The organism is Dyella flagellata, from assembly GCF_030160275.1.
Classification (GTDB): Bacteria; Pseudomonadota; Gammaproteobacteria; order Xanthomonadales; family Rhodanobacteraceae; genus Dyella_B; species Dyella_B flagellata.
The window spans coordinates 105115-122222 of record NZ_BSOA01000044.1 but is presented as its reverse complement, the minus strand read 5'-3'; the positions used below and the strand labels follow the sequence as shown (position 1 = coordinate 122222).

The following is a 17108-nucleotide window of genomic DNA, read 5'->3' as shown; positions in this document are numbered from 1 at the left end:
TCATTTACAAATTAGTTCGCTGTTGGTCAGATAGTGGATGGCCCCGATTGCTCCCGCTTTTCGGGCACTAGAGCCGCATAAGGCATGCGAGGGCGCCGGTGACGCGGGTATCGCGTGATCGTCTTGCCAGTGGGAATGAGTCCTTCTGCCATGACTGTCGGCATGACGTTTGGGATGACGCTCCGCTTATTCTTGCTGCCGGTGTTGCGTGTTGTCCGCGAGTTGCGTACAGGGGCAAAATAAAGCCATAGGCTTTTCCGGGGCCGGTATTTGATCACTAACCATGGCATGTCGGAATTTGACGTGGTGGCCCCACGCACTTTCGCGCCGGTAAGGAAGCATGCGCAGGCAAATAATGCCTGCTGTTATCAACGATGGAGGAGGGAAGAAAATGAGCAAACGGATGGTTTCTTTTTCTGCGGTCGTGAGCCTGCTGGCGGCTGGTTTTGTTCAACCGGCTTTTTCACAGCAGAATGTTCTGGTGAGTAACGGTTCTACGCCGCCTGCGGGTAGCCAGGTTTCGGCTGTTACCGTAACAGGCTCCTCAATTAATACGGGTGGTATTAACAACAACGGCCAAATTTACTCTGGTCTTCAGTCAGGCACGAGTAGCTCGCTTTTTTACCAAACTGCCAATGTTGTGCAGGCCGGCGCGATGGATACCGGTGGAGCCTACAGCTCGGCTGCGGGCATGGTCGTTGAGGCAACTGGTGCAAGTCTTGTTGCAGGTGGAGATGCCCCTCAAGGTGCTACTGGCGGTAGCGTTGCCGTCCAATCGGGGCTGGTTGACCTGGAAACTACAGTCGAAAAAACGGCGCCCAATGGTCGCCCTTACGCTTTGCGCAATGCGGGGTTGACTATAAGCGCAGAAACCGCATCCAATATTTTTTATGGAAATACCTTTACAAGCGGACTAACCAATACTGGGACGTTTCAAAATAACGGCAATATTCAATCTACCGGCAATATAGCTGCAGCTGGAACCGTGACTGCGGGTGCTGGCGTTGTCGCGAATGGTCGCGTTGAGAATGTGGAGGCAGGCGTAGCGCCTACCGATGCCGTAAATGTGCAGCAACTTCAAGCTGCAGCCAACTGGGCGCAGCAGGCAAGCCAGCAACAGTTCCAGCAGTTGAGCCAGCAAACGGGAGTCAACCGACGCATTGCGAGCACTGGCACCGCCATCGCGATGGCGGCAGCTTCGGTGCCCGCCCTCGAAGGCACAAGTCGCTTTGGCGTGGGTGTCGGAACCGGCACCTATGACGGCCGCGCCGCGGTTTCTATCGCTGGCGAGATGCGAGTAAGTAGTCATGTCCAGGTGAGGCTCAACGTTGGAACCGGCTCGGACGGAAAGACTGCGGCGGGTGCCGGTGCATTGATGAGCTGGTAACCTGGCCTCGGTCGTGAACCCATCTTTGGATGGTTTAGTTTGCTTCGTTTTCCACGCCAGGGTGTGGGTAGGGCAGGGTGCTTTTCTGCAGGAAGACTGCGGCTGGAGAAGCACTCTGCCTATTACCTCAGCAGTTTGTTCAATACTGTCACGTCCGATGTATTCATCCGCGACGGCGACAAAATATTTCGCATTTACTTCATCAATCATCGCGGCGACAAGGCGGCTGGGGCCAATCTGGCCGGATAGTGTCGATTTCTGCAAATGTCGTTCGTCGCTTCGATACCAGGCAGATGTAACCGGCTGGAATGAGGAGACAGACGATGCGCGTGATGGTGTTTGTGAAGGCGACCGAAGCCAGCGAAAAGGAAACCCATTCGCCGGAGTGGATGGCCCAGATGATGCAAGCCATGGGCAAGTTCAACGACGAACTGCGCCAGGCCGGCATCCTGCAGATGGCCGAAGGCCTCCAGCCTACCTCGCGGTCCAAGCGTGTTGGGTTCAATGGCTCAGGCCGCACGGTGACCGATGGACCTTTTGTGGAGACCAAGGAGCTGGTCGCCGGCTTCTGGATCTGGGACGTCAAGGACATGGACGAGGCGGTAGCATGGGTGAAACGCTGCCCCAACCCCATGTCGGAGCCGAGCGAAATCGAGATTCGGCCGTTTTACGAGATGGCTGATCTGCGATGTGAAGCCGAGGCCGTCGGCTAGCGACCCTGATCCCGCCAGACTTGTCACTCCCGCCATGGACGCGACCGCGAGCACTATCGCTTCATACCTCAGCAAGCGGAGATAGTCATGAGCACGCCGTCAAGTAAGAATGAGTTCGCTGACACCATGAAGACGCCGCCGATCGTTTCGCCCGAGGCCTGGGAGACGGCGCGCCAAGAGATGCTGGTGAAGGAAAAGGCCTTCACGCGCGCACGCGACCAGCTTGCGGCCGAGCGGCGACGCATGCCGTGGATGGCCGTGGAGAAGGCCTATTCCTTCGAGGGGCCTGACGGCAAAGTCAGCCTGCTGGACTTGTTCGAAGGCCGCCCGCAGTTGATTGTCTATCGCGCCTTCTACGAGCCTGGCGTGTATGGCTGGCCGGATCATGCCTGCCGCGGCTGCTCGCTGGGCGCCGACCAGGTTTCGCATCTCTCGCACTTGAATACGCGCGACACCACGCTGGTTTATGCCTCCCGTGCACCGCAGCCCGATATTGCGCGCTTAAAAGCACGCATGGGCTGGGAGATGCCCTGGTACACCATCACCGACGGTTTCGACGCGGATTTCGGCGTGGATCAATGGCATGGCCACAACGTGTTCATCCGCGACGGCGGCAAGATTTTTCGCACTTACTTCATCAACAACCGGGGCGACGAAGCGATGGGCACGCTCTGGAGCTATCTCGATCTCACCCCGCTCGGCCGCCAGGAAACCTGGGAGGATTCGCCCGAGGGCTACCCCCAGACCCCACCCTACAAATGGTGGAATTGGCACGACAACTATGTCGCCAATGCCGAGCCCGACAAGAAATGGGTTGAGGTCGCCGAGGCTGGAGAGGCCGCGTTCCGCAAACGCGACTGACTTCCCTCATCGCCGGCATACCTGGCTTCGCATCAAATTGGTCATCGAATGATGCTATGATCCGTGCATCACTCAGGGGCGATGGGCCATGCGCACGACACTGGCATTAGACGATGACCTACTCACCAAGGCAGAGGCATACACGGGCCTGCATGAAAAATCCGCCCTGGTGAGGGAAGCGCTGAAAGCCTTGATCCAGCGTGAAGCCGCGCGCCGGCTCGCTGCACTTGGCGGCAGCAAACCGAACATGGAGGAGATTCCGCGCCGGAGGCCCGAGGCGGAGTGATCATTGTCGACACGTCGATCTGGATCGACCACCTTCGGAGTCGGCATCCCGTTCTCGCCAAGCTGCTGGAAGAGGGGCGGGTGCTAGTCCATCCCATTGTTGTTGGGGAGTTGGCCTGCGGGAGCCTGCCAAACCGGGCAGCCTTCCTCAGCTTGCTCAATGATATGCCCATCGCCAGCGTGGCTACTCACGACGAGGTCATGCACTTTATTGAGCAAGCGAAGCTTCATGGCCGCGGAGCCGGGTACATGGATATTTCGTTGTTGGCATCGGCACGGCTTACCGCTGGGGCCAAGATCTGGACACGCGACAAGCGCTTGCAGCAGATCGCCGACGAACTTGGATTGGCCGCACAGATATCCCACTAGAGAACCCCGTTGTCTGTACTGCCTGCCGGCTTTAAGTAAACTCAACACCTCACTGAAATGCCCAGCGAATCGAACAGCAATCCCATCTCGCCTGAATTCAGCGCCGCAGACGAAGCCTATATGCGTCGCGCGCTGCAACTGGCCGAGCACGCGCGCGATGCCGAAAACGAAGTGCCGGTGGGCGCCGTGCTGGTGCAGGATGGGCAGATCGTCGGTCTGGGCTGGAACCGCAACATCACCCTGCACGATCCCACCGCGCATGCGGAAATCATGGCCTTGCGCGCGGCTGGGGAAAAACTGGCCAATTACCGCATCGTCGGCGCCACGCTTTATGTGACGCTGGAGCCTTGTGCGATGTGCTCGATGGCGCTGGTGCATGCACGGGTTGGGCGCGTGGTGTACGGCACCACCGATCCCAAGACTGGTGCTGCGGGCAGTGTGTTCGATACGCTGATTTCCGAGCGCCACAATCACCGCATCGACGTGCGGGGCGGTTTGCTGGCGGAGGAATCGGCGGCACTGCTACGCGACTTCTTCCGCGCACGGCGCTGAAAGCGTGCCCGTAGGCTGGGATGACAATCCCAGCATCAACCCGCCGCAACGAAGAAAGCTGGGATTGGCATCCCAGCCTACAAAAACGCCAAGGCCTCTGCGCAAGACTGCTCCACTTTCAGGCTAAGCAGCGGATCGGCGCGCGTGCGCCCCAGGTTGACCGCGGCAATCGGCTTGCCGGCCTTGGCGGCAGAGTGGGCGAAACGGTAGCCGGAAAACACCATCAGCGATGAACCCACTACCAGCATGGCGTCGGCGGCTTCCAGTGCCTGCATGGCGGTCGCCACGCGATCGCGCGGTACGTTCTCGCCGAAGAACACCACGTCCGGCTTCAGGATGCCGCCGCAGCGTGAGCAGGCCGGTACGTCAAAGGTGCTGAAGTCATGGCCGTCGAGATCGGCATCGCCATCCGGCGCGTCCACCGCGTCGAGCCTGGCCCATGCCGGGTTGAGTTCCAGCAAGGCGTTTTGCAACACGTGACGCGGCGAACGATGTTCGCAGCCCATGCAGCGCACGCTATCCAGTCGCCCATGCAGGTCCACCACCTGGCTGTTTCCGGCCTGCTGGTGCAGGCCATCCACGTTCTGCGTAAGTAGCAGCTGGACCTTGCCCGATTGCTCCAGCCGGGCCAGGGCAAGGTGGGTGGCATTCGGCGACGCCTTGCCGAAGCGTTGCCAACCGATCAGGCTGCGCGCCCAATAGCGCTGGCGCGTCAGCGCTTCGCCCATGAATGCCTGGTAGGTGACCGGCTGGGCGCGCTTCCAGCCGCCGTCGGCGTCGCGATAGTCCGGAATGCCCGAATCGGTGCTGCAGCCGGCGCCGGTCAGCACGAACAGGCGGCGATGCCTGGCGACGAAGTGCTGCAGGCTGTCGCTGGTTTCCTGGGACACAGCTTGCGCCAGCGTCATGATTACCTCAAATGTGCTCGGGGCCGGTTGCAAAATGGGGCGCCGGCAGCATTAACACAAGCGAAAACTCTGCGGCGTGGACCGGGCATATTCCATGCGCCCTTGTTTGCCGGGTGTAAACTCAACTCAAGTCGGGCCAGGTAAGCCATGCGCCAATGGCCGCCATGGCCGACGCCGCCATGAAGAAAACGATGCGTTCGGCGGGGTTGCGCCCCGAAGGAGGCATCATGTTCTCGCATATCCTGGTTCCTACCGATGGCTCCGATTACGCCATGCACGCCGCGGAAATCGGTATCGGGCTGGCGCGTTCGCTGGGTGCCCGTATTTACGCTTTTCACGTCTTGGCGCCGCTGGCCGCCGTCGCTTATTTATCGGACGTGATTCAGCACACGGAAGATTCACATGTCGAGCGCGCGGTGCTGCGCGCGCAACAGCGTCTGGACGAAATCGCCGAATTGGCGAATAAAGCGGGCGTGGATTGCCACGGTGGCTATGCTTTCGATCGTCGCCCCTATGTGGCCATCGTCGGCGCGGCCAAAAAGCAGCATTGCGATCTCATCGTGATGAGCACGCATGGCTATGCCACACTGGACCGCATGCTGCTGGGCAGCGAAACGAACCGGGTGTTGGGCTGCTGCGACATTCCTGTGCTGGTGTGCCATTGAGCTAGGGAAGTGGCTCGGCCTGTGACCAACTGGCCGACTTCGATGGCAGTTCCCGTCGTAGTGCCCGTACATCGCGGGAAGTCGGCAACTGCTCGACCGCGTCGAGGAAGATCTGAAAATCCTGGCGCCAGCCGAGTTGATCGGTCAGCGCCGATAGCTGCTTGGCACTGGCGGCATATTTTTGGGAGCGGCCTTTCTTCATGCCCGCCACGTGACGCGCCTTGCGGACGAACTCGAGCTGATAGCGAAGCTTGCGCGCTCGCCGTCGCCAACGATGCAGGGCGTCAGGCGCGCGCGATTCACGCGCTTTGCTGTGCGCCTTCTTTACACGCCTCTTGCTGCGTTTGAGGGTTTTCTTGGCCAGGGAAGGGCGAATGTCGGCCCAAGCCAGCGCATGGATCGATGCGATGATCCGTTGCGCATCCGCGCGCCGCCGGCGCCAATGGGGGTCTTGCTTGAGCGCGTTGTCGAGCATTTGCTCGCATCGGTGTTCGAGCGAGTGGATTACCTCGGGCGTAATCCAGGTTTCGTGTGCCGTCGCCAGCAGTTTCGCCGTGCGTGCGGCGATATGCGCATCGCGCAGGGGAGCAAGCGCGTGCGCCAGCTCTTGCAAGCCTCGATTCACCGCGTTGGTCGGTTGCTCGGGTGGCAGCAAGGGCAGCAGGCTGCGCAGACGACGGCAGGATTTGCGTGCCTCGTGAATGCCCTCCTGCCGTCGCTTGCGCATGGCCAGCGCGCGCAGCAGCGAACGGCACTCCCGGGCTGCAAGCTGCCCCAAGGCGGTTCCCAAGGCCGGCCGGCCGTCATTCTTGGTCTTGTTCATCATCCCAGACAGGCTCCGGGAGGTTCGCTTAAGGGGCGATCATAACGACTCGCCGCTGTTCCTTGCCGGGGTAGGCGGCGGCAAGGGGCTACAGCCAGGATAAGCCGGATCGGGCCATACACCCCAATTGGATTTGGAGACGGGCGCATCGCATGTCAAGCGATGAACGGCCAGAAAGTCCTGATGCACGGCATGGTTCTTGTTCCAGCGCTGGATGGCATAGAGGTCAACCTGATATACCGGCTGGGTCGGGTTTGCATAAGTGCTCAGGTATTGCACCACGACGCGATCGCCGACTGCCGCGGCGTTGCGCTTGTCCAGGTGAACTTCCGGCGCTACCTGTGGCGCAACCCGGGCGCCGGCTGTTGCTGGTGGGATCGCAAGATAGACAAAAGCCTCCGGCACGGCGTTCCAGCGCAGATATCGGGGGTGATAGTCGATGAATTGCTGCAACAGCACTCGTCGTGGCGCGACGCCCGGTTGACGTGCGAGATCCAACGCAATCTTCAAGGCCGATGGTTCGTCGATATCGTGGACGCCCCATGCCAGCAAGCCGCAGCCGCCGGTTTCGGCGTTGGCCGCGCGTGATGCGAGCAGTGGCGGCAGTTCCTGCACCGGATGACGTGCGGCCAGCTCCGCCGGCATGTAGGCGCGGGTCGGCGTGCCTGGTGGCAGGTAATAGCCGAAGAAGTCATTCGCGGCGAGCGTGCGAAAGTACGGTGAGGAACCGAAATGATAGGGAAGAATTGCCGGCACCAGCTGGCTGGTGCAGCCCGGCAGTTGGGCAATGTATTGGGCAGACGCCCGCCAACTTTCACGCCGCGGCAACGCGCGCCCCGGCAGCCGGCACAGATAGCTGCCCACCATCAGCATGGCGAGCACTGCGATGATCACGCTGCTGCGCGTGTAGCCACGGGGGCCTGCTGCGTCGTAGAGGCGACCAACCAGCAACCACGCGAACGGCACGCAGGAAAGCAGGTTGCGATCCGAAAGCGAGGGCGCGACAGCCAGCGATACGCCGATACCGCAAACGGTGATGCCGATCAGCACGAAGGTGGCCAATCCAGTCGCCCAACGCGTGTCTTGTTCGTCGCAGGCGAAATATTCTTTGCCCAGCATCTTCAGGCGAATGGCTGACAGGATCAGCAGCACGGTCACAACGATCACTTGCCGCTGCATCAATCCATGTAGCGCATCGCGAATCTGTTGCCCGAAGAAGCTGCCGCTGGTACTGAACCAGGAATTATGCAGATCCAGCTGAGTGGCTTGAACCATCATTCGGTAATACGCAACGTTGAACGCGAGTATCAGCAGCCCGGTCGCCACCAGCGCGCCGCGTGTGCGCCAGGAAGGCAGGCTGAGCAAAAGAAACAGCAGCAGCATTCCCGTTGCCAGCAGCAGATAGGCATGCGTGAGGCTGGCGATCAGGCCCAGCAGGCTCAGTGCCATCCAGTGCGCAAAGGGAAAATCCGCGCGTGTCTGCGCACGGCGACGGAAGGCGAGGGCAATGGCCAAAAGACTGCTGGAAAGCACCAGGCAAAGTCCGTAGCTGCGCGCATTCTGCGACTGCTCGAACCAGAACGCGGAAACTCCGGCCACTGCGCATGCGAACGCGATGGCGGTGTGACTGAGCACGCGTCGCGTACCCAGCGCGAAGATGAAAAGGGATGCGACGGCGAACACGGCGCTGGGCAGGCGCAAGGCCGTTTCCGACAGTCCGGCCAGGCGCGTCCACGCGTACTCGAAGAAATAGTAAAGCGGCGGATGCGCATCCGTCAGTGCGCGGCGAAATACTTCACCCAGGCCGCCGTCGTGATGGATCACGTAAACCGTAAATAGCTCATCGATCCATAGGCTGCTGGCGGAAAGCCCTGCAAAAGCCCCTGCACAAGCCATCAACGCGATCAGTCCATAGACAGCGGCCTGCCATCGGGCTGGCGCCCGCACCACATGATTCACGCACCCGCTCCCGCATTGATCCCAAGGTAATAGCGGAGGACACGCGCAAGGTAACGCTCCGCCGACCGCGGCGGTTCAACGTCTGCCCTGGGTAGATCCCCTGTTCGCCGGCAAGCTTGTTGCACGCCGATCGTGGCCTTGGATTCTGGCACAGAATTCTTAAGCGGGTGTTTCTCCCGCATGAATCCCTGCTCGGCAGGCTCGGAAGTGCGAGGCCGTTCGCAAGTTCTTGATATGCCTCGAAGGCTTAGCTCATAAGCTGGGATTGTCGTCCCAGCCTAGGTTCTCAGCGCTTCTGTTCGACGTCAAACAACTGAAATTCCCGGATCCGGGCCGTGCAAGCGCTCGAAAGCACGTTCAAGCGTACTTTCGAGGTGGTGATCGGGGCGAAGCGATCGATCTTCATATGGCCGATCGCTTCGGCCTTGGCGACAGGCGCCCAGGTGTCGTGCGTCCATGCCTCGATCGCATAATTCTGCACGCACTGGCCGTCGTTCAACCATTCCATCGTCAACGCGTGATCGAACGTGATGGGGTGGGCGAAGTCCACTTCGAGCACGGCGTGGTGGGAGCCCTCCGGGGCCGACCAGAATGTATCGAGGTTGCCGTCCAGCGCCGCGTCAAGGTTGGGATCGTCCGAGGGCGAGGGAAGGCGGTGCAGCACCAGGTTCTTGTCCGCACCATAACGCGCTTGCAACGCTCCACCGAACTCCTTCAAGCGTTTTACGTCGGCATCCGGCAACAAGCCATGCCGATTCGGCGCCAGCCCCAGCATCAGCTGGCCGCCACGGCCTACGCTGTTTTCCCAGATGTCCATCAGCTCGTCCACGCTCTTGAGCGTCTGGTCGGCGTCCGGATGCCAGAACCATTCCAGCTTGTGCAGCGGCGTATCCACTTCTACCGGACGCCAGCGCAACTCGCCGTGGCGATCGATCACGTTCCAGTTTTCGCCACGGATGTGGCCGTCTTCCTGGCCCACCCAGCGGATGTCGCCGTAGCCGAACAGCGCCACGTCGGCGAATACCATGGTGTTGGATTGATAGGTGCGCAGCTCTTCCATGTACTTCTTGAAATCGTAGACGTGGCCTGCGCTGCCGGCGCCGTCGAGCCACCATTCCACCAGCGGGCCATAGCCCTGCACCAGTTCATCCATTTGCGCCATGTAGAACTTGTCGTAGGCCGCCGAATCCTTGTAGCGGGGCTCGTGGCGGTCCCACGGCGACAAATAGATGCCGAACTCCATGCCCTCCTTGTGCACGGCATCGGCGGTCATGCGCACCAGATCGCCTTTGCCGCCCAGCCAGGGGCTGCTTTTTACCGAATAGTTGCTCTGTTCGGTCGGCCACAATGCAAAGCCATCGTGATGCTTGGCCACCAGCAGCAGGTATTTCGCACCGGCGGACCTGGCCGCGCGCGCCCACTGGTCCGGGTCCACGTGGTCCGGATTGAACACCTTCGGATCGGCGGTGCCGTCACCCCATTCGCGATCCAGGAAGGTATTCGTGCCGAAATGCACGATCACGCCAAATTGCAGATCCTGCCAATGCGTCTGTTGCGGCGCGGGCTTGACGTCGGCGAAGTTCTGCGCCGTGGCGCTGCCTGCGAAGAGGGTGGCGGCCAACGCGGCGGCCAACAAAATTTTGGGCATCGTTTGAATACTCTTCGGTTAAGCGGTCCGGTTGGAAGAACCGAATTGCAGCGCTTCGGAAATATCGTGGGTGGCGCGGAGCAGGGCGGCGACTACGTCGTCGGTGGTTTGCGTGGCGTTCTGCTGCTCGATGTAGGGAATGGTGAGCGCGCATACCGCGCTGCCGTGTTGCAGCACTGGCGCGGATAGATCGGTGACCGCATCCACCACATGGCTGCGCTCGCAGGCATGACCGCGCGTGCGCAATTGATGGAGCAGGCGCATAAGCTTCTTGCGATCCAGCGCCGGTTCGGAACGCTGGATGAGGTCCAGCCAGCGTTCGCGTGTCTGCTCCTCCTGAAAGGCCAGCAGCACGTGACCGGAGGTGGACTGCGACATCGGGCGGCGATGCCCCACACGCACCACGAGCGCCACTTCGCCGGGTGGGTCCACCCGCGCCACCACCACGATCTGTTCGCCGGAAGGCACCACCAGATGGCAGGCCTGGCCGCAGGCATCGGCCAGGTGGTGCATCACCGGCAGCGCCGTTTCGATGGCGCTCTTCACCGGCGGCTGCTCCATCCCCAGGCGGAACAGGCGTGGCGTGACCGAGTAGCCCACGTCGCCTTCGCCGCGGGCGATGTAGTCGCGTTCTTCCAGCACCTGCAGCATGCGGAAGATTTCGCCGCGGGAACGGCCCACGCCTTCGGAAATTTCTGCAATGCTCAGCGGGTTGCTGGAGGCAGCCAGCAATTCCAGGATGTCCAGCCCTTTGTCGAGTGCCGGGGCGCGATACTTGGGCGTTTGTTGGGCCATGGCTTTCCCCTTGTCCAGTGGGTTCCTATCGCGCCATCTTGCCTAAAACCCGACTACATGTTGCGGCGCGACTTGTGCTATCTATGAATAACGGTTTCATATTTGCACAAATGGGCGGGGACGTCACCCCGGCGCGCGTTGCGACAGGTAGGAGAACAAGGTGGAAGCACCGACCGTGATCGAAGATTCCCCCGTGCCGGCCACCGATGCCACGCCCATGGGCCGGATCTGGCTGCCGCTGGTGCTGATCGTCAGCCTGTTCTTCCTGTGGGGCGGCGCCAACAACCTCAACGACGTCCTGATCGCGCAATTCAAAAAGGCCTTCGTGCTCAACGACTTCCAGGCCGGCCTGGTGCAGAGCGCGTTCTACCTCGGCTATTTCCTGATCGCCATGCCGGCGGGCATCTATATGCGCCGCTTCGGCTACAAGAGCGCGGTGATCTTCGGCCTCACGCTCTACGGCATCGGCGCATTGCTGTTCTGGCCGGCGGCAGAGCGGGCCACCTACGGCATGTTCCTGTTCGCGCTGTTCGTGATCGCCGGCGGACTGGCCTTCCTGGAAACCTCGGCCAATCCCTTCGTGACCCTGCTCGGCCCCCCCGAAACGGCTACCCGTCGGCTCAATCTGGCGCAGGCGTTCAATCCCTTGGGTTCGATCGCGGGGATCCTGATCGGCCAGCATTTCATCTTTTCAGGTATCGAGCACACGCCCGAACAGCTGGCGGCGATGAGTGAAGCCGAGCGCACGGCGTATTACCTGAGCGAGACCCATGCCGTGCAGTGGCCGTACCTGGTGATCGGCATCGTGGTGCTCGCATGGGCGCTGCTGATTCTGGCGACGCGTTTCCCTCGAATGATCACCGCGCACACGGCCACGGCAAGCTCGGCCATGAACGGCGGCGTGATGGGCAAGCTGTTGCGCGACAAGTCGTTCATCGGCGCGCTGCTTTCGCAGTTCTTCTACGTGGGCGCGCAAGTCGGCGTATGGAGCTACACCATCCGCTACGTGCAGGCGACGATGCATGGCACGCCGGCCAAACTGGCCGCGAATTTCCTCACCACCGAACTGGTGTGCTTCATGATCGGCCGCTTCGCCGGTACCGCGCTGATGAAGTACGTGGCACCCGTACGCCTGTTGTTCGCATTCGCAGCCATCAACGTGGTGCTTACGCTGTATGCGGTGGTGCATCCCGGCAGCAGTGGAGCCTATGCACTGGCCGCATGCAGCTTCTTCATGTCGGTGATGTACCCGACCATCTTCGCCCTCGGCGTGGAAGGCCGCGGCGACGACGAGCGCAAGCTCGGCTCCGGCCTGCTGGTGATGACCATCATCGGCGGCGCCGTGCTCACCGCGATCATGGGTGCGATCTCCGATCACTCCAGCATGTCCGATGCGATGATCGTGCCGGCCTTGAGTTTCGCCATCATCGCCTTGTTTGCCTGGCGTCGCCGCGCTGCACGGAGCCCGGTCTGATGCAACGCTACTACTACGCCCTGGACCTCAAGGACGATGCCGCCGCCATCGCCGAATACGAGCGCTGGCATCGACCCGGCGTGATCTGGCCGGAAATCGTCGCGTCGATTCGCGCTGCAGGCATCGAGGACATGGAAATCTTCCGTACCGGCAATCGGCTGGTGATGGCGGTGCGGATGGCAGACGACTACGTGCCGTCTCCGAAACGGGAAACGGACGCCGATGCGAAGACGCAGGAGTGGGAAGCGTTGATGGATCGCTACCAGCAGCGGCTGCCGTGGGCGGAAGCAGGGCAGAAGTGGGTGCCGATGGGGCGGATTTTTTCGTTGAAGGAAGCGCTAGCGGCGATTTGACTGACGCGCGATTTCGTCCAGTTCGTAGGCTGGGATGCCAATCCCAGCACCCCAATGGCAACCCAAGTCCGATAGGTTGCCGCAGACGCCAGCGGACGTGCCTGAGCCGGGTGGGGATGACAGACAACTCGGCGACTTCAGACTCAATCTTTCGACAGGTCCTTTTCGTCGATCGGCGTGAGGTCGCTGGCGGAGACCCAAAAGCTTTTGATCTCCCCCGTGGCCATCGTCCATTGCCCGCGGTTTTCCGGATCGCAGATGTAATTGGTCGTGCCGAATCCGGTCGTCGCTCCCTGGCCTGGACCGGCGATGAAACTGCTCAGCGGTTCGCTCAGGAAACCGGGTAGCTCGCTTGGCGTAACGCTGCGGCCGGCATTTTTCACTTCGCGCCAGACATCGTCGATGGGCCGGTAAATCCGGTATTGCGCGTACGCGGCCGATCGATAGGCGTCTGCGTTGGCTGGTGCCACTTGCACGCGTGTTCCCGCATAACCGGTCCACAGGTATTGGATGACATTGCTGCTACGTCTGCCGATTTCCCGCACCAGGGGCGCGGGCCCCATTTGCTCGGCCGCATTCTGAATGAATTGCTGCCCTTGTTCCGAGCGATAGATCGGCGCACCGGCATGCATGCGAAACAGCTTTCCTTTGCGCTGTGCAGGGGACAGCGCGTCCAGCTCGTTGCGCAAACCGGATTCAGCACGGGCCAACACCATGGCCAGGGCCTGATTGACCGCTTCGGTAATCTCATAGCGCTTCACCCCTTGCGCCGACACGCGGTTGACGACGGCAAAATAGTTGCCGCCCTCTTCGCTGATGGCGCCGAGGCTTTTCCCCACGTGCAGCAAGGTCTGCAATTCCGTATAGGAACCGGCGCGCAGCGCGATATTCGGGCGCAGGCGTGCAGCGTCGATATCCACCACATACGGATAAAACATATGTCCGAACAACGCCGCGGTATCGGGCTTTTGCCCGGCGGGCGCCGGTTCGCGCGCAATGTTGTCCCACACACCCGCCACGGGGTTGGCACCCAAAGCGTTCCAGAACGAAATTTCCGCATTGCCGCGCGCAATGTTGCCACGTTGCACTTGCAGGCCAGCGCCGATAGGGCTTAGTAGTTCATTGAGCACCATGACGATGCCACCTGCCGCCACCGCACCTTGTGCCGTGCCGCTAGGGCGCATTTGCGCCGGCGTATACGGTTCCGGGTCCCAGGGCCGTGCGAGCAGCGGTTGCCCGCCTGGTGTAGTCATCTGGGTGGGAATCAACTGCTCGCCGGTAACTGGGTCGAACTCCAGGCGCTTGCCGTTGCCAGCCTCCAGGCGATACCAGCGTTCGCCTTCCTGGATGCCGAACAGCGCGCGGCCGCTGCCGGCATCGCGCGCCTCAAAAAAGGTGGTGTAGGGCACCACGATCACCTCGCCTTCTTTTACCTCGCCCGTCGATGTCGGCGGTGTTTCGGGGGCGATCGGCGCTTTTGTCGCTTCGGCTTCCTTGGCGTCTGGCGCGGCTGCGCTCCCGCCGGGTGCGATCTGCAGGCGGATGGCGACCGGATTGAGTTCGAAGTAACGCGTTTGTGCTCCTTCACGCAGCACGCGGTAGAGCCGGCCGCCAAGTGTGGCGTAGCCCCCATTTTCTTTGATGATGCGGTCGACCGTGGCGGCATCGCTCAATTGTTCGTAGCGCTCCAATGCCACCGGGCGGCGCACGTTGGCATTGACCTGGTGGGCCAATCCCAGCATTGCTTCGTGCGCGCCGGATGAAAAGCCACCAGGGGCCTTGCCGCCGCTGCCTACTTCGGCCGATCCCAGTGCAGCCTGGGCTTCCTGTGCGCTGGGCGCGGTCTGGGAAGTGGCGAGGCGCACCAGGTCGGCGCGTTGTTGCATGGAAAGCGCATCGCTCCAGGTCAGGGCGATGCGCACCATGTCGCGGGTGTCGAGCGAATAATGCTCGCGCTCCGCTGGCATGCCCGGACGACCGATGGTTTGCCAGATCTGCGCATGGAAATCGCCGGTGCGCTGGCTGGTATAGACTTCCAGCGACATCGCCGGAACGCCACGCGCTAGCGTACGTACCACCCGGTCGGCGAACAGGCTGCGACCAACGCCGGCGGTGTTGCCCATTTCCGACTCGACGAAGCCATTGGTGACACTTCCTGTCCCGATGGATAGCCCCTCCGGAAAGACGGACATGTCGTAGCCGACAAACCGGTAATCATTGCCGACGCGAGCCATCGCAACGCGGATATTCATCTTGGAGCCGGCCGTCTCGGAAAGCACGCGCATATCGCGTACCGTCAGCTCGCCCTTGTTTTCCATGCGCTGCATTTCCGCATCGACGGAAGCACCCAACGACATGCCTGGATTGCGCCATTGGAAGGCTTTGCCCGACTCCATGATGCGATCCTGGTATTCCACCGGCACGTCACTCGGGCTATAGATGCCATACGGTGCATATACCCAGCCGCCGTCATAGGTTTTGACCTTGAGCGTGCCGGGCGGCTGTACTGGCGTACCTTCAACTGCTACGTCCTGGCGGCCGGCAAAATCCTTGGGAAAATCGGCCTGGATCAAGGGGTCGGCTTGGTCGCGTTGTTGCAACGCATGGGTAAGTTCATGCAGCAACAGGCGGCGGCCGCTCTTGGTATCCGGCGCATAGCGTCCTTCGCCGAAGAAGACGTGCTGGCCGCGCGTAAACGCGCGAGCCTGGAGCCCATGCGCTGCATCGTGCGCGTGCGCGTCGTCGTGGATGCGCACATGGGATAAGCCGTGGCCCAGCGCGCGCTCCAGTGGCTCGCGGTGACGCGAGTCCAGTGCCTGCCCGCCGCCGGGCGTGCCATACAGGGACGGCGAGCGCAATTGTTGTGCGGCCGCCAAAGTGGGGATGTGCTGCACAGTGTCGCTTTTACGCATCGGTGTGGGCATGCCGGGTAGATCGTCCGAGCCGTTGGCCAGGTCTACCGTCATGCGACTGTTGGCAATGCGCTCGGCTTCGCGCTCGTGCAAACCACCCGGCATGCCGATGCGTAATACGGGTGGAAGATCGGCAAAATCGCTGCGAGACGGTGTCGCCGGAGCACCTGTTTCCGTATTGGGGGAGCCAAGGCGGCGTGCCGCGGCCTGATTGCCGATATGGGAAATGACGGTATCGGCACCAGCCAGCTGCGCCGCATCGGCGGCACCCGGTTCCACCGCCGTGGAACTGTCGTAGCGATGCGCCAGCCAATGCCTGATGCTGATGGCGATGCGATGAAGGTCGCTGCCCATGATGCGCCACTCAGTCGGTGGCGGATGAGGGCGAAGCGGCGGCGCGTTGCTCCCGCCGCTTCGCTTCGTAGCGATGTTTGACCTCGGCGAAGCGCGCCTCGCCAAGGCGTTCCCGCAGTGCCTGCAGATGCGGACGGAAACTTTCCGCCGCGACCTCACGCCCCAACAGGTTGCCGAGCGTAGCCCAGCCGGTTGCGAGTGCCGCGTAGCTTGCTTCAAGGTCCTGTGCATGTTCGGCCAGCTCGGCGAGCATCAGGCTGGTGGTGACGTAGTTGACCGGCATGTTTGCATCCAACGCTGCTTGCCGCGCTTTTGCGGTGGTTTTTCGCGCAGCCTCGTGTTCGCCTGATTTCAGATGCAGACTGGCCTGGATCAACAGCAGGTCCGCCTGGGCCGGCAAATCGCTGATGGCTTGCGCTTCGGACCAAGACTGGTCCCAATGGTGGTACGCATCGCCAAGCTTGTCTTGCGCCACCCATGCCGTGGTCGTTTCGATCAACGTACGCAGCGCATTGGCCTTATCGTCCTGGCCGAGATAGAGCGCCCTGGCCTTGGCGAGTGCATCCATGGCGGCATGCCACTGCGCACTGCCTGCGAGTGACATCGCGCATCGACGATACATGCCGGCGAGCGGGCCGGGTAGGGCGCCTGCCGCTTCGGCATGTTCGATGGCGATGAGCCAATACCGCGCGGACTGTTCCGCGTCGCCGCACGTGTTCCAGCTTTCGGCCAGTTCCGCGGCCGACGAAGCGGCTTCCGGCGTATGGGCTTGTGCTTGCTGCAATGCACGCGTGGCGCGTTCGCGGGAGCCGTCGAGGTCTCCGACAAAGCGCGACAACGTGGCAGCCAGGTGCAGGCAACGTACTTCGTCGTACGCATGGCGCAATTGGCGATGCAGCGCGGCAGCCTCGTCTAGTAGCGTGCGTGCTTCGCTCAGCTGGCCTTGACGGCTGAGTTGATCGGCATGTTCGGTCAAAGCCACGGCGAGCGGGCCGGGCCGCTTTTGCCGGCGGGCGTACAGCAGGCGTTGTTCGGTGCTTTGCATGGACG

Annotated in this window: 16 protein-coding genes; 9 read left to right on the top strand and 7 right to left on the bottom strand. The window is 61.6% G+C overall.

Features of this window, described 5'->3' with window-relative positions; all coding sequences use genetic code 11:
- Positions 1-340 precede the first annotated feature (340 nt).
- From QQJ96_RS17845 to tadA, 6 genes are all read left to right on the top strand, one after another.
- Positions 341-1387 (top strand): YadA C-terminal domain-containing protein, encoded by a 1047-nt coding sequence (locus QQJ96_RS17845; RefSeq protein WP_284333377.1) that lies wholly within the window; start codon positions 341-343, stop codon positions 1385-1387.
- Between the two features lie 323 nt (positions 1388-1710).
- Positions 1711-2100: a YciI family protein gene (locus QQJ96_RS17840; RefSeq protein WP_284333376.1), complete on the top strand. Its 390-nt coding sequence runs from the start codon at positions 1711-1713 to the stop codon at positions 2098-2100.
- 87 nt (positions 2101-2187) lie between these two features.
- Positions 2188-2961 carry a DUF899 domain-containing protein gene (locus tag QQJ96_RS17835; protein ID WP_284333375.1) on the top strand — a complete coding sequence of 258 codons (774 nt, stop codon included), beginning with the start codon at positions 2188-2190 and terminating at the stop codon, positions 2959-2961.
- Positions 2962-3049: 88 nt separating this feature from the next.
- Positions 3050-3247, top strand: coding sequence for a type II toxin-antitoxin system VapB family antitoxin (locus QQJ96_RS17830; RefSeq protein ID WP_284333374.1), 198 nt, complete (start codon positions 3050-3052; stop codon positions 3245-3247).
- Positions 3244-3615: a type II toxin-antitoxin system VapC family toxin gene (locus QQJ96_RS17825; protein ID WP_284333373.1), complete on the top strand. Its 372-nt coding sequence runs from the start codon at positions 3244-3246 to the stop codon at positions 3613-3615. Before QQJ96_RS17830 ends, QQJ96_RS17825 begins: the two co-directional genes overlap by 4 nt.
- A gap of 57 nt (positions 3616-3672) precedes the next feature.
- A complete protein-coding gene (gene tadA / locus QQJ96_RS17820; RefSeq protein ID WP_284333372.1) occupies positions 3673-4167 on the top strand; it encodes a tRNA adenosine(34) deaminase TadA in 495 nt (164 codons plus the stop codon).
- A 77-nt stretch (positions 4168-4244) separates the two neighbouring features.
- On the opposite strand, the gene QQJ96_RS17815 is transcribed toward tadA, so the two are convergent.
- Positions 4245-5075 (bottom strand): NAD-dependent protein deacetylase, encoded by an 831-nt coding sequence (locus QQJ96_RS17815; protein WP_404649057.1) that lies wholly within the window; start codon positions 5073-5075, stop codon positions 4245-4247.
- 227 nt (positions 5076-5302) lie between these two features.
- On the opposite strand from QQJ96_RS17815, the gene QQJ96_RS17810 reads away from it, so the two are divergent.
- On the top strand, positions 5303-5740 hold the full coding sequence (locus QQJ96_RS17810; RefSeq protein WP_284333371.1) for a universal stress protein: 438 nt from the start codon (positions 5303-5305) through the stop codon (positions 5738-5740).
- Position 5741: 1 nt separating this feature from the next.
- Here the strand turns inward: QQJ96_RS17810 and QQJ96_RS17805 are convergent, their stop codons facing one another.
- The 4 genes from QQJ96_RS17805 to QQJ96_RS17790 form a co-directional block, all read right to left on the bottom strand.
- A complete protein-coding gene (locus tag QQJ96_RS17805; RefSeq protein WP_284333370.1) occupies positions 5742-6566 on the bottom strand; it encodes a CHAD domain-containing protein in 825 nt (274 codons plus the stop codon).
- A gap of 36 nt (positions 6567-6602) precedes the next feature.
- On the bottom strand, positions 6603-8522 hold the full coding sequence (locus QQJ96_RS17800) for a glycosyltransferase family 39 protein (RefSeq protein WP_284333369.1): 1920 nt from the start codon (positions 8520-8522) through the stop codon (positions 6603-6605).
- A 286-nt stretch (positions 8523-8808) separates the two neighbouring features.
- Positions 8809-10170 (bottom strand): alpha-L-fucosidase, encoded by a 1362-nt coding sequence (locus QQJ96_RS17795; RefSeq protein WP_284333368.1) that lies wholly within the window; start codon positions 10168-10170, stop codon positions 8809-8811.
- A gap of 18 nt (positions 10171-10188) precedes the next feature.
- A complete protein-coding gene (locus QQJ96_RS17790) occupies positions 10189-10965 on the bottom strand; it encodes an IclR family transcriptional regulator (RefSeq protein WP_284333367.1) in 777 nt (258 codons plus the stop codon).
- A 217-nt stretch (positions 10966-11182) separates the two neighbouring features.
- On the opposite strand from QQJ96_RS17790, the gene fucP reads away from it, so the two are divergent.
- The gene (gene fucP, locus QQJ96_RS17785) at positions 11183-12439 is read left to right on the top strand and encodes an L-fucose:H+ symporter permease (RefSeq protein WP_284333427.1); all 1257 of its coding nucleotides are present in this window, start codon (positions 11183-11185) and stop codon (positions 12437-12439) included.
- The gene (locus tag QQJ96_RS17780; protein WP_284333366.1) at positions 12439-12792 is read left to right on the top strand and encodes an L-rhamnose mutarotase; all 354 of its coding nucleotides are present in this window, start codon (positions 12439-12441) and stop codon (positions 12790-12792) included. The genes fucP and QQJ96_RS17780 overlap by 1 nt, the downstream gene beginning before the upstream one ends.
- Before the next feature lie 143 nt (positions 12793-12935).
- On the opposite strand, the gene QQJ96_RS17775 is transcribed toward QQJ96_RS17780, so the two are convergent.
- Positions 12936-16058, bottom strand: a complete 3123-nt coding sequence (locus QQJ96_RS17775; RefSeq protein WP_284333365.1) for an eCIS core domain-containing protein — start codon at positions 16056-16058, stop codon at positions 12936-12938.
- Positions 16059-16068: 10 nt separating this feature from the next.
- Complete coding sequence (locus QQJ96_RS17770; protein ID WP_284333364.1) at positions 16069-17103, bottom strand: tetratricopeptide repeat protein; 1035 nt, start codon at positions 17101-17103, stop codon at positions 16069-16071.
- Between the last annotated feature and the right edge of the window lie 5 nt (positions 17104-17108).

Coding starts and splice junctions, on each gene's coding strand:
- QQJ96_RS17845 (WP_284333377.1), top strand. CDS start 341: ATGCGCAGGCAAATAATGCCTGCTGTTATCAACGATGGAGGAGGGAAG.
- QQJ96_RS17840 (WP_284333376.1), top strand. CDS start 1,711: ATGCGCGTGATGGTGTTTGTGAAGGCGACCGAAGCCAGCGAAAAGGAA.
- QQJ96_RS17835 (WP_284333375.1), top strand. CDS start 2,188: ATGAGCACGCCGTCAAGTAAGAATGAGTTCGCTGACACCATGAAGACG.
- QQJ96_RS17775 (WP_284333365.1), bottom strand. CDS start 16,058: ATGGGCAGCGACCTTCATCGCATCGCCATCAGCATCAGGCATTGGCTG.
- QQJ96_RS17810 (WP_284333371.1), top strand. CDS start 5,303: ATGTTCTCGCATATCCTGGTTCCTACCGATGGCTCCGATTACGCCATG.
- QQJ96_RS17770 (WP_284333364.1), bottom strand. CDS start 17,103: ATGCAAAGCACCGAACAACGCCTGCTGTACGCCCGCCGGCAAAAGCGG.
- tadA (WP_284333372.1), top strand. CDS start 3,673: ATGCCCAGCGAATCGAACAGCAATCCCATCTCGCCTGAATTCAGCGCC.
- fucP (WP_284333427.1), top strand. CDS start 11,183: ATGGGCCGGATCTGGCTGCCGCTGGTGCTGATCGTCAGCCTGTTCTTC.
- QQJ96_RS17815 (WP_404649057.1), bottom strand. CDS start 5,075: ATGACGCTGGCGCAAGCTGTGTCCCAGGAAACCAGCGACAGCCTGCAG.
- QQJ96_RS17805 (WP_284333370.1), bottom strand. CDS start 6,566: ATGATGAACAAGACCAAGAATGACGGCCGGCCGGCCTTGGGAACCGCC.
- QQJ96_RS17790 (WP_284333367.1), bottom strand. CDS start 10,965: ATGGCCCAACAAACGCCCAAGTATCGCGCCCCGGCACTCGACAAAGGG.
- QQJ96_RS17780 (WP_284333366.1), top strand. CDS start 12,439: ATGCAACGCTACTACTACGCCCTGGACCTCAAGGACGATGCCGCCGCC.
- QQJ96_RS17830 (WP_284333374.1), top strand. CDS start 3,050: ATGCGCACGACACTGGCATTAGACGATGACCTACTCACCAAGGCAGAG.
- QQJ96_RS17795 (WP_284333368.1), bottom strand. CDS start 10,170: ATGCCCAAAATTTTGTTGGCCGCCGCGTTGGCCGCCACCCTCTTCGCA.